Origin of the sequence: Rhodococcus sp. OK302 (assembly GCF_002245895.1) — a bacterium.
GTDB lineage: Bacteria > Actinomycetota > Actinomycetes > Mycobacteriales > Mycobacteriaceae > Rhodococcus_F.
The window spans coordinates 4,103,411-4,122,148 of the sequence record NZ_NPJZ01000001.1 but is presented as its reverse complement, the minus strand read 5'-3'; the positions used below and the strand labels follow the sequence as shown (position 1 = coordinate 4,122,148).

Genomic DNA, 18,738 nt, shown 5'->3' with positions numbered 1-18,738 from the left:
AGTGGATCAGCTGAGAGTGGTGTTGCCGTGCCCACGTAGCGCGTGGATACGCACTGCGGTAGTGGCACGGTCGAGGTCGCCGCTGGAGAGTTCGTCGAGCAGGGCACGATGTTGGGAAACCGGTTCGTGTCCTGATTGCTGGACGTAATCGTCGGTGGGATACAAGAATGCCTGTCGTTCCAGGAACGACGAGGTAATTGGGCAGAATGCCGCCCGATTGATGGCCAGATGAAATTCGAGATGTGCGATGGCGTACTGAGCGCTTCCCTCGCCGTGTTCGGTCAATGCGCTGTCGAGCGGTGCCAGCATCGCGTACAGCGAATCCCATTCCACGCTGGAGGTTTTCGTGGTGATGAGCTTCGCTGCCACCTGGTCGAACGCAACCCGAAGTTCGTGCAGTTCGGTGCGTGCCTGCGCATCGAAATCCACAACGATGAGCTGACCACGCCGAACTCGTTCGACGAGACCCTCACTGGTCAACCGCTGCAACGCTTCTCGAATGGGAGTTCGGCTGACGCCGAGCTCGTCGGCGATCTGTTCCTCGGTCAAGCGAGTTCCGCCGCTGAACTCGCCGGTGGTGATCTGTTGCCGAAGATACAGATACACGCGTTCCCGAGCACTGATAGGTTCGCCTCGACGGCTTGCGATCACGCTGTCCAACGGGCTCATGGTGTTCTTGCATTCGACAGCGCCGCCCGGCAAGAGTTGGTGGCACGTTGCATGAATGTTCCGGACATCACGTTCATGCCGGCCTGCAACGCAGTGGTCTGCAAGGCGCTCACACGATTGTTCAGGTCGAAGAACTGATTGCCCGGAGATACAAGATCCTGGAAGTCGAACACGAACGGCGACTCCTCCGAGGCATCCGTCTCGCCCCACGTTGTCGTGTTGACCAGCAGCGACGGTGAGCCCGCGCCGATGAGTGCGGCAACGTCACCCGGAGCTGCGAACTCGGCGCCGAAACGCCGCGCCCAGGCAGCTGAGGCATCGAGGTTGCGAGCACTACCCATCAACCTCACTTCGGGCCACGCGCGGCGGCAGGCCAATGCCACCGAATTCGACGAACCGCCCGAACCCAGAATCAAGATCGACGACGGTGTCCGGCCGCCCATCAGAGTTTCCATGGCCGCCTGCGATGCCCAACTGTTGGTATTGACTCCGACTTCACCCCGCGAGTCGCGGACTATCGTGTCGACGACACCGGTTTGCTCGGCGGACAGTGTCGACATTGCCAAATGCGGGGCGACGGCCTGCTTCCACGGGCTGAGGACGAGAGCGAGCGTCCAGGCGGAGTTCGCCAGTAGCGCTTCGGGATTGTCGAACGGAAGCGTCTCTGCCAGGTCGACGCCGTGATCCGACAACGCGTCCCGCAGCAGTTGGCCTTTCAATGCGTGCGCCGCGGTGGTGCCGATCCCGGCAATCACCGCTGGGCGCGTAGTCACCGAACCGGTGGAACCTCCGTAGACCTCATCTACACATCGCTCCACCGCAGCACGGATCGTGGCGGAACCGGTGCTCCCGAGCAGTGTGGACTCCATGTCGATCACGCGCTCTCCTCTTTGCTGTTCCTGAATTGTCATGGTGTGCGACGGCCGGTCAGTGCACGGACTCGGCCGGCACACGCGTCGGCCGAACCTGACGGCCACGGGGCGCACCGAGAACTTCGCCCTTCTCGTAGACCAGCCCGCCGCGCAGGTAAGTCGCGACAACACTGCCGGTCAGTGCCCAACCGTCATACGGAGTGACGTTGTGCTTGGAATGAAGCGAAGATTGGTCGAGAACCACTTCGGCTTCTGCGTCGACGAGTACGAAGTCTGCGTCGAAACCGGGTGCGATCTGCCCCTTGTCTGCCATCGACCAGCGTTGCGCCGGGGTGTACGAGCACAGGCGCACAATGTCTTCGACCGTCAGTTTGCCCTGAGCAGCGGCGGTGAGCATCAACGGAAGCATCGTTTCCACGCCGATAAATCCGCCGTACGCCTTCCACACATCTGTCTCGGCCTGCTCGTGGGCAGTATGCGGAGCATGATCGGTGGCAATGATGTCGACGGCCCCGCGGTCGATCCCGTCCCACAGTGCGGCCACGTCGGTGGCCGGGCGAATCGGCGGGTTGAGCTTGATCAGATTTCCGTAGGTGTCGTAGGCATCCTCGTTGAGGAACAGATGCGAGACAAGCGCTTCGACACTGACCCGATGCCCCTGCGCACGCAGATCCATCACGCGTTGCAGCCCGACAGCCGTCGACAGGTGATGGATGTGCAGCTTGGTCTTGGCTTCGGTTGCCATAGTGATGATGCGCGTAATTGCCTCGACTTCGACGAACGCGGGCCTGCCTTCGAGGTGAGCACGCGGATCCTTGCGACCGGACGCCTGGAGGCGGTCACCGAACATGCGCAGCAGATGATCATTTTCCGCGTGCACGCCGACGACGAGATCGGCGGCAGCTGCTGCCTCGAGTCCGCGGAAGATCGCGGCGTCGTTGGGACAACGGTTGTCACCGGTCGTCTGGCCCATGAACAGTTTGAAACCCATGGCGCCCAACTCCGCCATTTCCGCGATTTCGTCGGAGTTTTCGTGATCGAGCATTCCGTACAGCCCGAAGTCCACGTAGGCCTTGTTTTCTACCAGGTCCAGCTTCTGCCGGTACCGCTCGGCCGTTGCGACGGGGGGTTTGGTGTTGGGCATGTCCACCACAGTTGTGACGCCGCCGGCCGCTGCAGCCGACGTGCCGCTTGCGAAGTCCTCCTTCTCCGTCATTCCGGGCTCGCGCAGATGAACGTGCATGTCCACCAGACCCGGCAGAACGAGTAGCCCCGTTGCATCGACGGTCGGCACTCCCTCGACAACGAGGTTGTCGCCGACTGCGAGGATGCGTCCGTCTGCGATGGCGATGTCTAGGCGGCGGCGGCCGTCGTGGGAGACCACGGTTCCGCCGGTGACGATGAGGTCCGGGATTGCGGGAGAAGACATTTCAGAGCCTTTCGGTTGTGCGAAGAGTGCGTTGAAAACTGGATCGTCTATACGAGTGCCAGGTCCGGATTCTCTTCGTGGACTTCGCGAAGCGGGCCGAGATCGAACAGGTCGTCTACCGAGAGGTTCAGACCGCCGGCCGCGATGGCCTTGATGTTCGCTGCAGCAGTAGCATCGGAGATCGACAGAATTTGCTGTCCGGCCGAGCCGTCGCGGATGAGTTCGTTGCCCGCGACACAGCAGTCGTAAGTCGACTTCGGGTTCAGGTTGAGGTCCTTGCCGTACTCGTTGACGGTCAGGTCGGCCGCTAGTTGAGGGTCCGCGAGAACGTCCTTCCAGCCGCGGATCTCGGCGTGCAGGAACGCCTTGAGCTTCTCGCGGTTGTTGTCGATATTCTCCTGCGTCGTGACGTAGGTTTGCCCGACCAACGGGAATCCGACGTCTGCCAGGAGCATCGTGTTGATATCGAACCCCTTGTTGCGTAGGTCGACTACCTGACTGTTGACGAATCCGACGTAGCCGTCGATCTCCCCGACAGTCATACCGATCGGGTCACCTTGGACAGGCACGGTGTTGATGCGGGACTCGTCGAGACCGAGAGCTGCAATGAAGTTGCGCCAGACCGGTTCACTGGACGAGGCGCATCCAATGGTCTTGCCGTACAACTCTTCCGGTGTGTTGACGGGATTGTTTCCCATGGTCATGACGCATCCGGCGTAGCGACTGTAGACGGCGCCGACGATCTTCAGTGGCGCACCCTTTGCCACGGCAGATCCAACGATGGGGACCTGCGAGACTCCGGCGAAGGTACGGGAGAGGACGTCGGATTCGATCGGAGGTGCGGTGGGCCCGCCCGAGACCAGTTCGGAGCCACTAAATCCTGCGTCGGTGTAATAACCGTTCTTGTCCGCGAAGTAGCTGCCGGCGAACTGCGTGTTCTTGATCCACGACAACCGTTGGGATGCGATCCCGAAACCGTCGGCGGTGGCACTGCCGGAGTCGCCCGACATACAGGCCGTGAGTACGGCGGGCCCAGCTAGGGCGAAACCGCCCAGGGCGAGTCCTCGGGCCAGAAATTTCCTGCGATCGAACTGTGTGGTCATCGGATATCCGTTTCGGTAGTGGGAAAGTAGGTTTCGGTGCACAGCGTTTTCTGTGCTCAGAGGCGTCGGTCTCAGCGGGGAGCGCTCATGCGCGATGTGACAGCGGCTTCGACGACGCTGACGATCTGGTAGATGACGATGCAGGTGATGGTGAGTACGACGACCGAGGACCACAGTCGCGCAAATTCGAATTCGTTGGCATCCCTGAGCATCTGGCCGCCCAGTCCTTCGCCGGTCGCCAGCCATTCGGCCAGGAGTGCGCCGACCACCGAAGTGGTCACGGCTACCCGTGCCGCGGTAAACCAAGTGGGAATGGCATGGGGCAGTGCAACTTTCCAGAACGAGGATAGAGTGGATCCGCCGAAGGCAATCACCATGTCAGCATCGGTCCGTGGGGTACTGCGGATGCCCTGCAGCATGGTGAGTAGTGCAGGCACAACAACGATTGCCGCACCGATGACGGCAGTGCCAACCAATCCGCGACCGAAGATCAAGACCAGGATTGGGGCAATGGTGACCATCGGGATCGCGTGGAGGGCGGTGACCGACGGAATGAACATGGCCTCAGTGGTGCTCGAGAAATAGAAGAGCAGCGAAACGCCGGCAGCAAGAAGCAGTCCGAGAACAAATCCGTACGAAGCGTCCGTGAGGGTCCGGGCCAGATTCGACGCGATTTCTGCACGGTGCGTCGCTGCATCGGCATCGCTGACCAGGTAATTCCAGACGTCGGTGGGGGACTTCGCGACGAACGGGCTCACATTGACCACGCGAAGGAACACGGTCCAGACGGCGAGGATGGCGATCACCGACCCGACGAGTGTTGCGAGAGTACGGGCAGCGCTGCGCGCAACCGTGCGTACCTTGTTTCGCTGAGAGACGCGGGTGGCTGTGTCCCGGGAGGGAGCTTCCGGTGTGATGGTCATGCGCTGGCTCCCGACGTGCTCGCGGCCCATGGTGTGGCAATTTTCTCGACGGTATTGACGAGCAGGAATGCGAGACCGGCAATCAGACTTGCTATGAGCGTGATTCCCCAGGTGCGCACCACATCGCTCGATGACTGAGCGACCACGAGCGCAGCACCCAAACCGCGCTCCTGTCCCATGAACTCACCGATGATCGTTCCCAGAATCGCAGCGGGCACAGCGACTTTCAGTGCCGTCAAGATGCTCGGCAACGCGGACAGAAGTTGCACCTTGCGCAAAACGAGGTACTTGCCGCCTCCGTACGCCCGGATCAGATCTTCGCTGGACGCATCGGCATGCGACAGGCCGTTGATCGTGCCGACGAGGGTGGTGAAGAAGACTGATACCGCGGCCATGATCGCTGACGTGACAGCGCCGTCGAAGCAAGCCGCGAGAATGGGGGCGATTGCGATCAACGGGATGCACGCCGACGCGATACCCACCTGCAGAACCAACTTCTCGAGGGCCGGAACTGTCGTCACCAGTGCGGCGCAAGCGATCGCAGCGATGTTGCCCCACAAGTAACCCACCGACGCTGATGCCAACGTGACAGGAATATGGACTCCGTAGAAGGCGGCGCCGTCGTGCATCACTCCGCCCACAATGGCGGTCGGTGCGGCTATACCCGGTCCGAGCAGGCCTGTCATGCCGACGATCTGCCAGACGACGAGCACGATCGATGTGCCGATCAGTCCGAGGAATCGACTGTTTTTCATCGGCGGTCACCGACGGTAGCCAGTTCGTCGTCGCGGGTGTGCGCACCGAAGAGTACGGAGGACAAGAAGTCAACGTAGTCGTGAAATTCTCTGGTGCGCATCATCTCCGGTGTCCGAGGGCGAGGTAGGTCGATCGAGACCACTTTCTCAACGCGCCCCGGCCGGGCACTCATGACGACCACGGTGTCCGAGAGGAACACGGCCTCGGCGATACCGTGCGTAACCATGAGGGTGGTGGCAGGCCGCTCTGTCCAGATTCGGAGTAGTTCGATGTTGAGCTTCTGACGGGTCATGTCGTCGAGGGCACCGAATGGCTCGTCGAGTAGTAGGACCTGCGGCTTGACCACGAGTGCTCGCGCGATTGCCACACGTTGGCGCATGCCTCCGGAAAGCTGAGCGGGCCGGGCATTCTCGAATCCGGTGAGTCCGACGAGGTCGATAAGTTCCTGGACGAACTCGTCGGAACCGGAACGCTTCGAGACCTCGAGGGGAAGGCGAATATTGGCGCGGACCGACCGCCAGGGCAACAATGCCGAATCTTGAAAGGCGATGCCGAGGTGGTGGTGACGGCGCATATCCTGTGGGGTTTCGCCGTGTACGAGAACGGTACCGGCGCTCTGCGATTCGAGTCCGGCGAGGATCCGCAGCACAGTGCTCTTGCCACACCCGGACGGGCCGAGCAGGGTCACGAACTCGCCTTGATCGGACGCAATGTCGACGCCGTCCAACGCAGTTACTTCGGAGCGTCCAACCTTGAATTGCTTTGTGAGGCCGGCGATGTGGATTCCCGGCGAGGTAGGCGAGATCATCTGTTCTCCCTTGATCGGATGCGATCTTGCTTGCATCCAAGTTTGGATCCAAGTTCGTATCTCGAACTGTAGGGAGATTGTGTTTCGATTCCGTAAACCGCGGAAACAGACGAATTACATTGCGCTCACAGCCTTTTTCAAGCATGAGGGGAGATCAGTGTGGTGCGCGGGCCGGCACGAGCCCACTGCTGTGCGGGACGGCCGGTAGGTCCCCAAGTGGCGTTCTGCGTTGCGGCTTCTCGATGTGTCCGGGATCGGTAGGGGAGTGTAGGCAACCCGCGTCGGTGGGAATCATGCGCTCGATTCGGTGGCACACCGCCAAACTCAGCATTGGGCAGAGGCGATTCACCGCTCTCACGACGGTCTCGACGGCATCGTCTACCGGGGTCGGTACGCCGGGACGGTGTGTGTGGCGTTGTTCGAGCGTGCCGCCGATGCATTCCCCGTGCTCCCAGAGTTCTCGGCGCCGTTGAGGCATCCGGCGTTGGCCGACCGTATCTATACCGCGGCGTACGAACTTGGGTACACGATCATCTGAGGCGTGCCCTTCGGTGCGTCAGGGTGTGGTGAGTCGAGTGATGATGTCCTCGCACCACTCGTGAGTCGTGAGCGCGTCTTCGGCGTCCAGCGTGGTGCCGTCGCGGACGGACTGGAGGAAGTGCCGGCAAGCGCCTTCGATACCGCGACGGCGCCCGACCGGTTCCCAGTCGGATCCGCGCAGGAGTTTCGGTGCACGGTCATGTTCGATGACGTCGCCGAGATTGACAACCTCACGACGGTGGCCGGCACCTGCTGTTTGCAGGATTTCACCGGCCGAGCCGCTGCTGCGGTTCATGACGGCAAGACCGGTGAACCCGGTCTCTGCGAGGCGAAGGACGACATGGTGCAGTTTGCCGTTCTCAGTCTTGCCTTGGACGTCGATGTCGTGGGCACCGTGCGGTGCCAGCATCCGCAGGGTATCGACGAGATGAATGAAATCATCGAGCACACTAGTCCGCACGTCGCCCATGCCGTCTCGACGGTCCTTCTGGAGTATCACCAGGTCGCGGGGGTGCGCTAGCGCCTCGACGTAGCTCGGTGCATACCGGCGGTTGAAGCCCACCATGAGCGAGCGGCTCAACCCGCGTGCCAGTTCCACCATGTACCGACTCTCGGCAAGGTCGTAAGAGAGGGGCTTATCGACGAAAACGTCGACACCTGCCCTCAATCGGCGCACGACGATCTCATGGTGTTGATCGGTAGAGACATGGACGAACGCGGCCCGGATACCCGTTGCGATCAGCGCGTCAAGGTCTGAGGTGCGGGACTGTACCCGGTAGGTGTCCGAGATACGGTCGAGTTTCTGGCCGTCGCGTGTCATCAGATGCAGGTCCAGTCCGGGCTCAGTGCTGAGCACCGGAAGGTAGGCCTTCTGCGCGATGAATCTGCTCAGTGCAGATAGCCTCGACGTACGGTACGAGCGAGAATCCCGAGGGTGGACTTCAACGACGTTTCGGCGATCACCGGAAAGATCCCTGCCTCACGCCATTTGGGGTCAATGTCGGACCAGTCGTAGTACGACGTCACGAGGGAACCGGCGTCGGTCGGTTCGATCCGATAACCGTAGACGTGCCCGATCGCAGGTCGAATCGTTCCCAAGATCGTCCAGGCGATTTCGCGTTCCGGCACAAAGGTTTTGATGTTCACAGTCACGTCGTACTCGCCCATCGGAATGTCGCCGAGGGCCTCGCGATCCATGTGTACGACAAATCTGTCGCCGACCGCCGTCACGATGTCGCCGTCCGCATCCATCAACATTCCGGAGCCGTCGATGGCAACGTGTCCTTGGGGATCGCAGAGGACTGCGAAGATCGACGCGGGATCCGCGCGAATAGTCCGTTGAATTTCGATTCGCTCAGTAGTCATAGAAGGAATGCTGTCAGATGTTTTCTTTTGATGGATCAGAAAACTGACACGTCCGCGTCCATGACGTCGTTGTCGATAGCGGCCAGGATCTCCCTCGTCGACGTCAGTGTTGGAAGGACGTTCTTCGCGAAGAACGACGCCACCAAGAGTTTGCCCTCGTAGAAGGGCCCGTCTGCGGTAGAACTACCGCTATCGAGTGCCTTCATCGCTACTTCGGCCTGCACCAACAGTCGCCAGCCGATGAGCAGATCACCCACAGCAAGGAGGAACCGCACCGAGCCCAGTCCCACTTTGTACAGCTCCCCGGCATGCTCTTGCGAGGACATGAGGTACCCGGTGAGGATCCCGGCCATGCCTTGGACGTCCTCGAGCGCTGTGCGCAGTAGCGCGCGTTCCGCCTTGAGGCGGCCGTTGCCGGCTTCGCTGTCGATGAACATCTTGATCTGCCCGGCAACGTGAGCAAGCGCGACGCCACGGTCACGCGCGATCTTGCGGAAGAAGAAATCCTGCGCCTGGATCGCAGTCGTGCCCTCGTACAACGTGTCGATTTTGGCGTCGCGGATGTATTGCTCGATCGGGTAGTCCTGCAAATATCCGGACCCGCCGAACGTCTGCAAGCTCTCGGTGAGCCACTCGTACGCTCGCTCCGAGCCGACGCCCTTGACGATCGGAAGCAGTAGATCGTTCACGCGATGCGCCAGTTCCGCGTCTGCTCCGGACACATGCTGAGCTACGTCGGCATTCTGATGAGCCGCTGTGTAGAGGTACACCGCGCGCAGACCTTCGGCATACGCCTTCTGCATCGCGAGGCTTCGGCGCACGTCCGGGTGATTGATGATCGGCACCCGCGGCGCCGTCTTGTCTGCCATCTCGGTGAGGTCCGAGCCTTGGATACGTATCTTGGCGTACTCCAGCGCATTCAGATATCCGGTCGACAGAGTTCCGGCAGCCTTGGTTCCGACCATCATCCGGGCGTTCTCGATTACCTGGAACATCTGGGCGATACCGCTATGTACGTCGCCGACCAGCCAACCGACTGCGGGCACCTCCGTGGCACCGAAGGTTAATTCGCACGTCGGTGAGGATTTGATCCCCATCTTGTGTTCGACGCCGGTGACGTACACACCGTTGCGTTCGCCGAGATCGAGTGTCTCGGGATCGAAATGGAACTTCGGCACATAGAAAAGGCTCAAGCCCTTCGTTCCCGGACCCGCGCCCTCCGGACGCGCCAGTACCAGGTGGAATATGTTTTCGGCGGTATCACCGACATCGCCGCCGGAGATGAATCGCTTGACGCCTTCGATGTGCCAAGTTCCGTCGTCCTGTTGCCTCGCCTTGGTCCGGGCGGCGCCGACGTCGGAGCCGGCATCGGGTTCGGTCAACACCATCGTGCCCGCCCAACCGCGATCCAATCCGGTTTTGGCCCAGTGCTTTTGCTGTTCGGTACCCACGTTGTACAGCACGCTGGCCATCAGTGGACCCATGTTGAAGAAGCTGGCCGACGCGTTGGCGGCCACCATCATCTCGCCGATCGCCCAGACCAGGGGCGCGGGGGCCGGAACGCCACCGACGCCTTCCGGAAGTCCCAACCGGGACCATCCGGCTTCATTGACAGCTGCCACAGTTTTTCGCAGTGGACCGGGCACGATGACGCGATGGTTTTCGGCGTCGAATTCCACAGGATTGCGATCGGCGTCGACGTACGACGCCGCAACTGGCCCTTCGGCGAGCCTTGCAACTTCCGCAAGAATGTTCCGAACGGTATCGGTGTCGAGATCCCCGTAGGCCCCCGCGTCGAGTAGCCGGCCCAGGTCTAGGACCTCGAAAAGGTTGAATTCTATGTCGCGCACATTGCTCTTGTAGTGGCTCACAGCTTCTCCTACCGCAATAGACGGATGTTAGAAGCCTGCCCCAGAAGAGAATCCGTACGCAACCGTAGGTCGTTAACAGACGGTGGATCAGTGTGTTGCGCGGGCGCGGCGGGCGCCCTGCTTGCGCTCCCGCGAGAGATCCCAGAGGTAGTGGTCGAAGTCGACTTCCATCGTGTGTCGGGGCGAGGTGTAGAACTGTCGCTTGTTTCGGTCGTGTTCGGTTGCCATCTGCTTACGAATCTGTGCGTCAGCCGGCGGAAGGTATCGGCCGGTGAGGATGTCCGTGATCCAGGCGCATTGCGCTTCGGCGAGCGGCATTACTGCGCCGACGGGTTGCAGGAGTCCGATGAAGTACAGGCCCGGAAGATCCGGGTGCACTGTCCGCTTCCAGAGCGGAAGGTCGTTGTCGCGAGCACGGATCAGATTGGGATCGAGGAACGGAAAACTGACCCGGTAGCCGGTGGCCCACACGATGAGGTCGGCTCGCGTGCTGTGTCCGTCGGTGAAAACTACTGTGTTGCCGTCGAATCGGTCGACGCCCGGGCGTGGAACTATCGCGCCTGCATCGAGTCGTGCGCGCAGTTGCTCGGATTGCACCGGGTGCGACTGGCCCGGCTTATGCGTTGGCCGGGGCAAACCGTAACGGGTGAGACTGCCGGAGGCGACGGCGCCGAGCCTCAACCTCGCACTAGTCACCCACCACGGCATCCATCCGGGAAGCGCGACCTGATCGGCTGCTCTGCCGAAGAGTATCTTGCGCAGTACCCATTGGCTGCGCCGTACCGAAAGAGTGGTGCTGCGAGCAACTTTCGATGCCTCGACTGCGATGTCGAGCGCCGAATTCCCCATACCGACAACGACCACGTCACGGTCGGCGAGTTGCTCTCGGCTGCGGTAATCGTGGGCATGGATCTGAGTGCCGGTGAATGTGCCCGGGTAGGCGGGCTCGGGCCAGCGCGCATCCCAGTGATGACCGTTAGCAACGAGGACGGCGTCGTAGGTCTCGACGCGTTTGCCGGTGGGGCCGTTGGTGCGCACCGACCAGGTGCCGTCGGACTCGCGCCGGACCTCATCAACGGTGGTGTTGAAAGTGATGGTGTGCCGGAACCCGAAATGGTCGACATAGGACTCGAAATAGGCGTGGACCTGCTCGTGCCGCGCGTAGGGCGGGTAGTCGGCGGGCATCGCAAAATCCGAATACGCCATGCGCGGGCAGGAGGTGTTGATCTCCAACGATTCGTAGCAGGCGGACTGGCCATTGGGGTTGTTGTAGACCCAGTTGCCGCCGATCATGCTGCCTTTTTCGAAGCAGTCGAACGGAATGCCCGCGGTATACAGCGCCTTGGCTGCGGCGATGCCTGATGATCCCGCGCCGATGACACACACGCGGGGGAGCGATGGGTCTACCGGCACAGGCGCACTGACCGGCCGTGCGCGATGTCCGGGTTTTACCAGGTAGGCCACGGTATCCATTCTGGCACAGGCGCTGTGGCGTCGTCTGCACCTTGGCCCTAGAATCCTCTGACGAACACGTACCAGTCGCCGTCGAATTCTTCGTAAACGATGTCGCCGTCACTTCGCGGCTCGCCGAGATACGGCGCCCCGTCGGGCAAGTACGCCAATCCGATCGAATTGAGCAGTCCACCCTCGATCTGGAAGCGACAGCCATTGCTATCCGGCCAAATCTGAACCACCCGGTACACGCCAATCCTCTGGGCGTCCAAAGATTTCTGGCAATCTACGGCCACTGCGGCGAGGGAGTCCTTGGATACCGCGAACGCAACACGCGAGGGGACCGACACCATCACGAGCGTGAGTGTGATCAGAACAAGCGCTGGGGCGACGGCGCTCAAACGCAACGCTCGATACTTGATCCACCCAATGAGGCCCAGCACCAACCACACTGCCCCCAAGGTTGCGAGCACCGCTGATGCGAGCGCGAACACGGGAAAGAACACGACCGGCGGCATGAACGACCACACGATAACGCCACAGGCGAGGGCGACGAGTACCACTGTGAACCATGTGAGCACCGTCCACCAGGACGCCGGACGTTTATCGACTGTCATCTGCGAACCCTCGCACCAAAAGGAATGTGTAGGGCTGCAATAGCATCAATCGCGTCTGCGTCGCCGAGTATCGAACGACTGCAGTCGTCTCAGAATTCGACGGTCACCTATGGAACATAGAAAGTTGCGACGCCGGGGATGGTCGTTCCGCCAACAGCCGGTATGACGGTGACTGCAACCTGTCCGGCGCCGGTCTGCAGGATCGCCGCGGCGGGAATTCCGTTCAGTCCGTCCGAGAGTCGGGCGGAGCCGAATGCCCCGGTCGAGAGGTTCAGCCACAGCACCTCGGACGAGAGGAGGCAGCCCCATCGGTCTTCTTTGCCGCCGGTGATCGTCACCGCGCCAGGCTGCTCGCCGACCACGGCCGTACAGCGGATCGGCGGTACGTCGAAGCTACCGTTGGGGTTACCGAACGGCGCCGGGTTGATCTGGAACGGAACGGTTTGTGCAGCCGAGGCGACAGTCACCGACGTTAGAGCGGCACCGACCACGACGGATGTGCAAACGGCAACTCGGCGAACAAGATTCATCACGGCAACCTCCGATTGTCTGGGTAAGTGGGCGTGGCGCCCATCCTCCACGGCGAGCGCAGTCGGTGCAAGTGGGTTAGGCACTCCTACCGGCCGGAGAGATTTTTGATCTCTCGCGCCCGCTCCGGTTCCGGCGTCGGCCACATCTGAATCAGGTAGTCCTCCACGGGGTCCCCGAAGAGTGGACCGTCGTACTCGATGTCTCGACCTCGAGCATGGATCCGAACCCGATAGCGGTGTTCGCCTGCTGGAGTCAGCGTTTCGCCTACATTTTCGGGTATGGCCTGTTCAAAGCCACCGGAATAGAAATGCCAGACAATGACTCCACCGGGGTTGTCGTAAAACAAGTCGCCTTCGACGACGTCTTCCCAGTCGGTACCGTCATACGGTGGTGCCGAATCATGCATCTCCAGTACAAGATTCACTGGTCCTACCCTGATTCCGACTCCAACCCGGATCGATTGTCCTCCGAACACGGCGAGGGTGAATTCGGGATAGATTCCGTCGGGAATGCTGTCGGACTGGACTGGGTCGATGTGGAACTGGTGGTAATCAGTTTTCACCACCGATTGGAATCGTTCGACGAGCATTAGATGCACCTCTCGCTGCGATAGGTCTGGCAGCGCCACGCTATCTCGTTCGGGTGAATGCGAGACGAAACTGCCCGGTGACCGTCGGAGTCGACGGTCACCGGGCAGTGACATAAATAGGTGAGGGCTGGGATCAGCGGAGGTACTGTCCGCAGACGGGCCATGCTCCGACGCCCTGGCCTGCGAGGACGTTTTCGGCGACGCGTTCCTGTTCGGCCTGGCTGGCGTTGTGGGCGCTGCCGGATCCGCCGAAGGCGTTCCAGGTGCTCTGGGTGAACTGGAGTCCGCCGTAGAAGCCGTTGCCGGTGTTTGCAGCCCAGTTGCCCGATGATTCGCATTCTGCGACGCCGGACCAGTCGTGGGTGGCGGCGGATGCGGTGCCGGCGCTGAGTCCGAGGGCTCCTGCTGCGAGTGCTCCGGCTGCGGCGACGGTTGCGATGGTGCGGGTAACGGTGTTCTTGGTCATTCGGGGTGAATCCTTTCGGGTCCCGCCATTGGAAGACGGTGACCGTCTCAATTCCCACCACTAGGAATGATGTTGTCCGATATCGCGGGGTGGGATTTGGCGCCGGCGATTCGGTGCTGCCCGGTTGCTCGGGCTGAGAACAACGATAGAGAACGATTACGGATTGGTCACGGGTCAGCGTGTTTGCGCGGTTTTGTGCAACGGATGTGCATCGGTTGATGTTTTTGCAGGTCAATTGCCGTTATGTGGGTGCGAGAATCGTTACAGAATTGGCTTGAAATGTGATGTAGATCACTTTAATGACGGTCTTTCTTGGCCTGATATGCACTGATTTCGAGCGATTTGTGACATTCGAACGATCGCTGCGGGTGGTTCCGGTGGGGGAGTTTCGGCTGTGTTGTGGGCCGGTTCTTGTCGACCGACCGCCTTGGTTTTCCTTGCGGGCCAGAAGGATTGGAATCTTGAACCTGCAAGACGGCCCCGTCTTCATCCGTAACTTCTAGTGACGAGAGTGCCGTGGGCGTAGTTGCGATCTTCGCCGGAAGCGCCGTACTCGTATGGGTGGGCCTCGACGGCTGGGGACCGTCTACGTACGGTGCGGTTGGCGCGATCGCAGTCGTTGCCTTTGTTGCGTCATGCCTGTACTTCCCGGACCCGAGTGGCGCACGGTCGGGATGAATGGCCCACGCGCTCAACTCCATTCTCACGGACCCAATTTCGTCACTTTCCCCGGTTCGGGTCGGTTATCGGTGCTGCGGCCGCTACGGTGAATGGACATTGCTTCGAGGTCAGGAGTCCGTCGTGCCAAAGTTGGAGATCAAGCGGAAGTCCGAACTTTCCCGGAAAGAGGCCTCTGAGAGGCTTATTGCGCTGGGACATGCACTTGCGAGCGGTTCCGAGGTGGAATTGGGCTCCGGTGGAGACTCGATTGAAATCGTTGTCGCCGATCGGGTCCAGTGGGAGCTCGAGATTGAGGTTGACGGAGACAAGTGCGAGATCGAGATCGAGATCAGCTGGCGCGACGATCCGTCCAGCGACTCGAAGTCCGAGGCACCCGAGAAATCGGCGCCTCCAGCCAAGGCCGTGCGTCGTAGTCGGACGCGGAAGACCGCCGCAACCTGATCTGCCCCGGGCGTCGTCAGCGACAAGTTAAGCGTCGAACTCGGCGGCGAGGTGTCGGGCCTGCGCCAACTCCGCCGTTGCACCCTCGGCAGCTTGCTCGGCGGAGCGGCGAGCAGCGTCGGCGAACCGGCTCTCTGTCTCGGCTCGCGAGAGTTCGTCCCGGAGTTCTTCGACTCTGCGCGTCGCCTTTTCTGCTCGTTCGATCGCCCCGTTCAGCTCGGAATTCGTCTGGCGCACAGTGGTTTCTGCATCCGTGACGCGAGAATGTGCCTCACCGCGCGCCTGTTCGTCGGCTCCGCGGATGGTGTCTTCGGTCGGAGTTGGCGGCTCGGGCACCGATGCGAGGGCTGCCGGTCCGAAGCCGCTGTAGGACACGCCGCCGAGCATCCGCCCGCGTCGCAGGTCGTCGCCGATATCGGGGTCGGCGAGCGCAGCGGACAGCGTCTGGCCGATCTCGCGCAGCACTGTCTCCGGCAGTAGATGGCCCCGGTCCTTGGCCGCGGCTACTGCGCTGTCGGTGAGCTCAGACAGGAGTGCGGCGCGGCGGGTTGTCAGCGACCGCAGTTCGTCACCGCGTAGGGCTTGCTGCGCCGAGCGCAGCGCTGCCCCGAGATCGAGGAGCCGATCGAGATTCTCCGGCTCAGCCCGAGCGAGCAAGTTGAGGGCCCAACCCGTCGTTGTGGGTTTTCGCAGACTGCCCAGTTCCTTCACGAGCGGTTTGTCGCCAGCCTCCTTGGCTCGCATCACCCAGGCGTTTCGGGCAGCGACGAACTCCGAGGGTTCGAGCCCGTAGAGATCGTCGGCCGCGCTGTCGAAGTCCACACGTCATTGTGGCATTGCCGACGCCATCCGCACATGACGAAGCCGCTGGACTCCGTAGGGAGTCCAGCGGCTGTGTCAGTGCCGGTATCCGCCTTGCGCCTCTCGGCAAGTGGCCGCTCGAAGCGGCATTTCTGGGGTGGTACCCGGGGCAATGGATCGGACTCCGACCGCCTGTACAACGAGCACGTGCGACGGGACATTCCCCTTGCCCGGGATCCGCGGCTACCGGCTCGCGGCGATGCCCGCTCGGCGGCCGAAAAATGTACCGTCGCCGAGTGAGGTCCCGCTGACATAGCCCCACGAGTGCAGGCCCGACGTCGCGCGCCCCGCTGCGAACAGGCCGGTGATCGGGTCGCCGTCGAGGTCAAGGACGCAGCCGTCGACGGTGGTGTGCAAGCCGCCGATGGTGAATACAGCGGCTCCACCACCGCCGGTGCCGCTGTCGCCGAGCTCCGGTGGGGACATGCCGCGTTGGACGTCGATCGCGGCAAACGGCGACCGCAGTGGCCGCAACCAGCGCTCGGACTTGTGGAAGTACGGGTCCTCGCCGTCGGCCGCGAAGCGGTTGTACTCGCCGACGGTGTTTTGCAGTGCACCCTCCGGCATACCGATCTCTCGTTCGAGTTCTTCGAGGGATTCGGCGACAAAATGTGGTTGCACGCCCCATCGTTCGTCGACTGGTACCTCCTCGTACGCCTGCTCGTCGAGAATCACCCATACCTTCAAGTTGTGCTTGAAGAGCGCCGCCTGCCCGACTATGCCCGGGTATACGTCTTCGTTGATGAACCGTTGGCCCACGTTGTTGACGATCATGCCGCGCACCATCATTCCGGGCACCAGCGAGATCCCGACCTGGCCGGCCGACATGTGCTTGACTGCCGCGCCGGCAGCTTGCGCCATCACGATGCCGCGGCCGTCGTCGCCCCCGTCGCTGTTGACACTCAAGCCCACCAACTGCGGTGCGTGCTGCGCCAGCATTTCCTTGTTGTCGGCGAAACCGCCGGTGGTGATGACGACGCCGCGACGGGATCGGTAGGTGATCGTCTCGTTGAAGTGTCGGGCGAGGACGCCGACTACCCGGCCGTTGTCGGTGATCAGTCGAAGGGCTGTCGTGTCGGAGTGGACCGAGATGGCGCTCTTCTCGACGGCCTCGCTGAGCACCGCCATCAGGATCTTGCCGCCGAACCCGTCAGAGGTCACGCGGTGTCCGCGCGGCGCGGGCTTGGCGATCTCGTAAAAGGGATAGGCGTTCTCACCCATCCACATCAGGCCGTCGTCGGTGGGCGGAACCCAGGTGGGGGAGTCCCACAGCGACGGTTTGAACGGCACGCCATGGTCGACCAGCCACTGGTAGTGGGCGACGCTCTCACGGCTGTAGAGACCCACTTTTTCCTGGTCCGCGTCGGGTCCGAGTGCGGCGAGGAGGAATTTCTCCATGTCTTCGGCGGTGTCGTCGAATCCGCACGCCTCTTGGATGGGGGTGCCGCCGCCGAGGTACATTTCGCCGCCGGAGAGCGCCGATGATCCGCCTCCGCCGCTCTGCCGTTCGAGGAGGATCACGTCGGCCCCCGACTCCACAGCTTCGAGTGCGGCAGAAGCGCCGGCGCAGCCGTAACCCAGGACGAGGACATCGGTTTCGTGGTCGAAGGAATCGATCTCGGCAATGTCGATGGCTGTGACGGGTACGCGTGCGCTCATCCGGTTCTCCTGTTTGTCGACTTTGGTATCAGAGTGGTGCCAGTCACAGTAGGGGCGTTTCGGGGGATCGAGAATTCAATGACCCAGTCAGTGGGAGGCGACTGAATCGGTTGCGTCCCTGACATTCTCGGCCAGTTCGCCGGACCTTGGATTTCGCGCGGAAGGGCTAGTTCCTCAGGAACGTCGAGATTTCCGCTTCTTGTGCGTCCCGTCGCAGAAGAGCGGGATCGATGTGCCGCCGCATCGGCAGAGCGCTACAGTGGCTCGTTCGCGGTTGATCGGGTTGCCGTCGGCATCGATCCGGGTCCGGCCCACGAATGAGCAGCGGACCGTCCGCACACCTTGGGTATGCCTTGACTCGCCGGGGCGCCGAAGGCCGCTCTGGTGGAGGTGCAGGCAGACGAGTACGGAGGAGGGCGCCTCGAACGGATGCACTCGACGCTCTTTGCGACGACGATGCGCGAACTCGGCCTCTCGGATCGATATGCGCATTACCTCGATGTTGTTCCGGCGGTGACTCTGGCAGGACTGAATGTGCTTTCGTTCTTCGGACTGCACCGACGCCATCTCGGGGCTTTGGTCGGTCATCTGTGTGCGGTGGAGACCACCTCCTCACTGCCGAGCAAGAATTACAGCGCCGGCCTGCGAAGGCTCGGATTCGACGCTCGCGCCACCTTGTTCTACGACGAGCATGTCGAAGCCGACTCGGTTCACGAGCAGATCGCGGTTCGTAACCTTGCTGGGGGGCTCGCCGAGCAGGATCCCGCAATGGGTAGGAATATTCTGTTCGGCGCGGCAGCGTGTCTGGTGTTCGACGATCTACTGGCCGAACATATTACGGAAAGCTGGGCGCGGGGAGAATCTTCATTGCGCAGTTCCCGCGCTACGTGTTGACCTCGACATGTGATCGGGCCCCGCTCAGTACCGATTGCGCGATCAACAGAACGCCCGTAGGGATCAAAATCTGAATAGGCGGTATTCGGGTGGAGATATTATCTGTATCCTCTGATGCAGATAAGTTGTTTCCGGATGCCGATGTGCGTCCAAACCGAGAGCGACCGCGTGCCGTCTATTGGTTTGACCTGTCGACGGCGGCAGGGCGCGC

General features: G+C 61.6%; 20 protein-coding genes and 2 pseudogenes. 4 read left to right on the top strand and 18 right to left on the bottom strand.

The window, feature by feature from the left end:
* Window positions 1-6 precede the first annotated feature (6 nt).
* The 7 genes from BDB13_RS18965 to BDB13_RS18935 form a co-directional block, all read right to left on the bottom strand.
* Window positions 7-669 carry a GntR family transcriptional regulator gene (locus tag BDB13_RS18965; RefSeq protein WP_094273005.1) on the bottom strand — a complete coding sequence of 221 codons (663 nt, stop codon included), beginning with the start codon at window positions 667-669 and terminating at the stop codon, window positions 7-9.
* Complete coding sequence (locus BDB13_RS18960; RefSeq protein ID WP_141210659.1) at window positions 666-1,547, bottom strand: hypothetical protein; 882 nt, start codon at window positions 1,545-1,547, stop codon at window positions 666-668. The genes BDB13_RS18965 and BDB13_RS18960 overlap by 4 nt, the downstream gene beginning before the upstream one ends.
* Window positions 1,548-1,596: 49 nt before the next feature.
* Complete coding sequence (gene allB / locus BDB13_RS18955; RefSeq protein ID WP_094273001.1) at window positions 1,597-2,970, bottom strand: allantoinase AllB; 1,374 nt, start codon at window positions 2,968-2,970, stop codon at window positions 1,597-1,599.
* A 47-nt stretch (window positions 2,971-3,017) separates the two neighbouring features.
* Entirely contained in the window at window positions 3,018-4,073 is a 1,056-nt protein-coding gene (locus tag BDB13_RS18950; protein ID WP_094273000.1) for an ABC transporter substrate-binding protein, read from the bottom strand.
* 71 nt (window positions 4,074-4,144) lie between these two features.
* Window positions 4,145-4,996 carry an ABC transporter permease gene (locus BDB13_RS18945; RefSeq protein WP_176459618.1) on the bottom strand — a complete coding sequence of 284 codons (852 nt, stop codon included), beginning with the start codon at window positions 4,994-4,996 and terminating at the stop codon, window positions 4,145-4,147.
* Entirely contained in the window at window positions 4,993-5,751 is a 759-nt protein-coding gene (locus BDB13_RS18940; RefSeq protein WP_094272996.1) for an ABC transporter permease, read from the bottom strand. Before BDB13_RS18940 ends, BDB13_RS18945 begins: the two co-directional genes overlap by 4 nt.
* Window positions 5,748-6,560 carry an ABC transporter ATP-binding protein gene (locus BDB13_RS18935; protein ID WP_094275029.1) on the bottom strand — a complete coding sequence of 271 codons (813 nt, stop codon included), beginning with the start codon at window positions 6,558-6,560 and terminating at the stop codon, window positions 5,748-5,750. Before BDB13_RS18935 ends, BDB13_RS18940 begins: the two co-directional genes overlap by 4 nt.
* A gap of 307 nt (window positions 6,561-6,867) precedes the next feature.
* Here BDB13_RS18935 and BDB13_RS18930 point away from each other — a divergent pair, with 307 nt between their 5' ends.
* Complete coding sequence (locus tag BDB13_RS18930; protein WP_094272995.1) at window positions 6,868-7,098, top strand: RES domain-containing protein; 231 nt, start codon at window positions 6,868-6,870, stop codon at window positions 7,096-7,098.
* 18 nt (window positions 7,099-7,116) lie between these two features.
* On the opposite strand, the gene BDB13_RS18925 is transcribed toward BDB13_RS18930, so the two are convergent.
* The 8 genes and pseudogenes from BDB13_RS18925 to BDB13_RS18890 all read right to left on the bottom strand — a co-directional run.
* On the bottom strand, window positions 7,117-7,956 hold the full coding sequence (locus BDB13_RS18925) for a Gfo/Idh/MocA family protein (protein WP_217902134.1): 840 nt from the start codon (window positions 7,954-7,956) through the stop codon (window positions 7,117-7,119).
* Between the two features lie 32 nt (window positions 7,957-7,988).
* On the bottom strand, window positions 7,989-8,465 hold the full coding sequence (locus BDB13_RS18920; protein WP_094272993.1) for a polyketide cyclase: 477 nt from the start codon (window positions 8,463-8,465) through the stop codon (window positions 7,989-7,991).
* A gap of 35 nt (window positions 8,466-8,500) precedes the next feature.
* Complete coding sequence (locus BDB13_RS18915) at window positions 8,501-10,336, bottom strand: acyl-CoA dehydrogenase (RefSeq protein WP_094272991.1); 1,836 nt, start codon at window positions 10,334-10,336, stop codon at window positions 8,501-8,503.
* Window positions 10,337-10,423: 87 nt separating this feature from the next.
* Entirely contained in the window at window positions 10,424-11,800 is a 1,377-nt protein-coding gene (locus BDB13_RS18910; RefSeq protein WP_094275027.1) for a flavin-containing monooxygenase, read from the bottom strand.
* Window positions 11,801-11,847: 47 nt separating this feature from the next.
* Window positions 11,848-12,405, bottom strand: coding sequence for a hypothetical protein (locus tag BDB13_RS18905; RefSeq protein WP_094272989.1), 558 nt, complete (start codon window positions 12,403-12,405; stop codon window positions 11,848-11,850).
* A gap of 107 nt (window positions 12,406-12,512) precedes the next feature.
* Window positions 12,513-12,935 carry a hypothetical protein gene (locus tag BDB13_RS18900; protein WP_094272987.1) on the bottom strand — a complete coding sequence of 141 codons (423 nt, stop codon included), beginning with the start codon at window positions 12,933-12,935 and terminating at the stop codon, window positions 12,513-12,515.
* A gap of 86 nt (window positions 12,936-13,021) precedes the next feature.
* Entirely contained in the window at window positions 13,022-13,525 is a 504-nt protein-coding gene (locus BDB13_RS18895; RefSeq protein ID WP_094272985.1) for a hypothetical protein, read from the bottom strand.
* 139 nt (window positions 13,526-13,664) lie between these two features.
* Window positions 13,665-13,991, bottom strand: a pseudogene (locus tag BDB13_RS18890) (transglycosylase family protein); the annotation flags it as partial.
* Window positions 13,992-14,507: 516 nt separating this feature from the next.
* Between BDB13_RS18890 and BDB13_RS32190 the strand changes: the two are divergent.
* Together BDB13_RS32190 and BDB13_RS18885 are read left to right on the top strand one after the other, a co-directional pair.
* Complete coding sequence (locus tag BDB13_RS32190) at window positions 14,508-14,669, top strand: hypothetical protein (protein ID WP_176459617.1); 162 nt, start codon at window positions 14,508-14,510, stop codon at window positions 14,667-14,669.
* A gap of 123 nt (window positions 14,670-14,792) precedes the next feature.
* Window positions 14,793-15,113, top strand: coding sequence for an amphi-Trp domain-containing protein (locus BDB13_RS18885; RefSeq protein WP_094275026.1), 321 nt, complete (start codon window positions 14,793-14,795; stop codon window positions 15,111-15,113).
* A gap of 27 nt (window positions 15,114-15,140) precedes the next feature.
* Here BDB13_RS18885 and BDB13_RS18880 read toward each other — a convergent pair whose 3' ends face one another.
* The 3 genes from BDB13_RS18880 to BDB13_RS33025 all read right to left on the bottom strand — a co-directional run bounded on the left by BDB13_RS18880 (window position 15,141) and on the right by BDB13_RS33025 (window position 17,948).
* Entirely contained in the window at window positions 15,141-15,935 is a 795-nt protein-coding gene (locus BDB13_RS18880; RefSeq protein WP_094272982.1) for a hypothetical protein, read from the bottom strand.
* Window positions 15,936-16,157: 222 nt separating this feature from the next.
* Complete coding sequence (locus tag BDB13_RS18875) at window positions 16,158-17,633, bottom strand: FAD-dependent oxidoreductase (RefSeq protein ID WP_094272980.1); 1,476 nt, start codon at window positions 17,631-17,633, stop codon at window positions 16,158-16,160.
* 174 nt (window positions 17,634-17,807) lie between these two features.
* Window positions 17,808-17,948, bottom strand: a complete 141-nt coding sequence (locus BDB13_RS33025) for a CDGSH iron-sulfur domain-containing protein (RefSeq protein WP_254922875.1) — start codon at window positions 17,946-17,948, stop codon at window positions 17,808-17,810.
* A 21-nt stretch (window positions 17,949-17,969) separates the two neighbouring features.
* On the opposite strand from BDB13_RS33025, the pseudogene BDB13_RS18865 reads away from it, so the two are divergent.
* A pseudogene (locus tag BDB13_RS18865) lies at window positions 17,970-18,527 on the top strand (iron-containing redox enzyme family protein); the annotation flags it as partial.
* Between the last annotated feature and the right edge of the window lie 211 nt (window positions 18,528-18,738).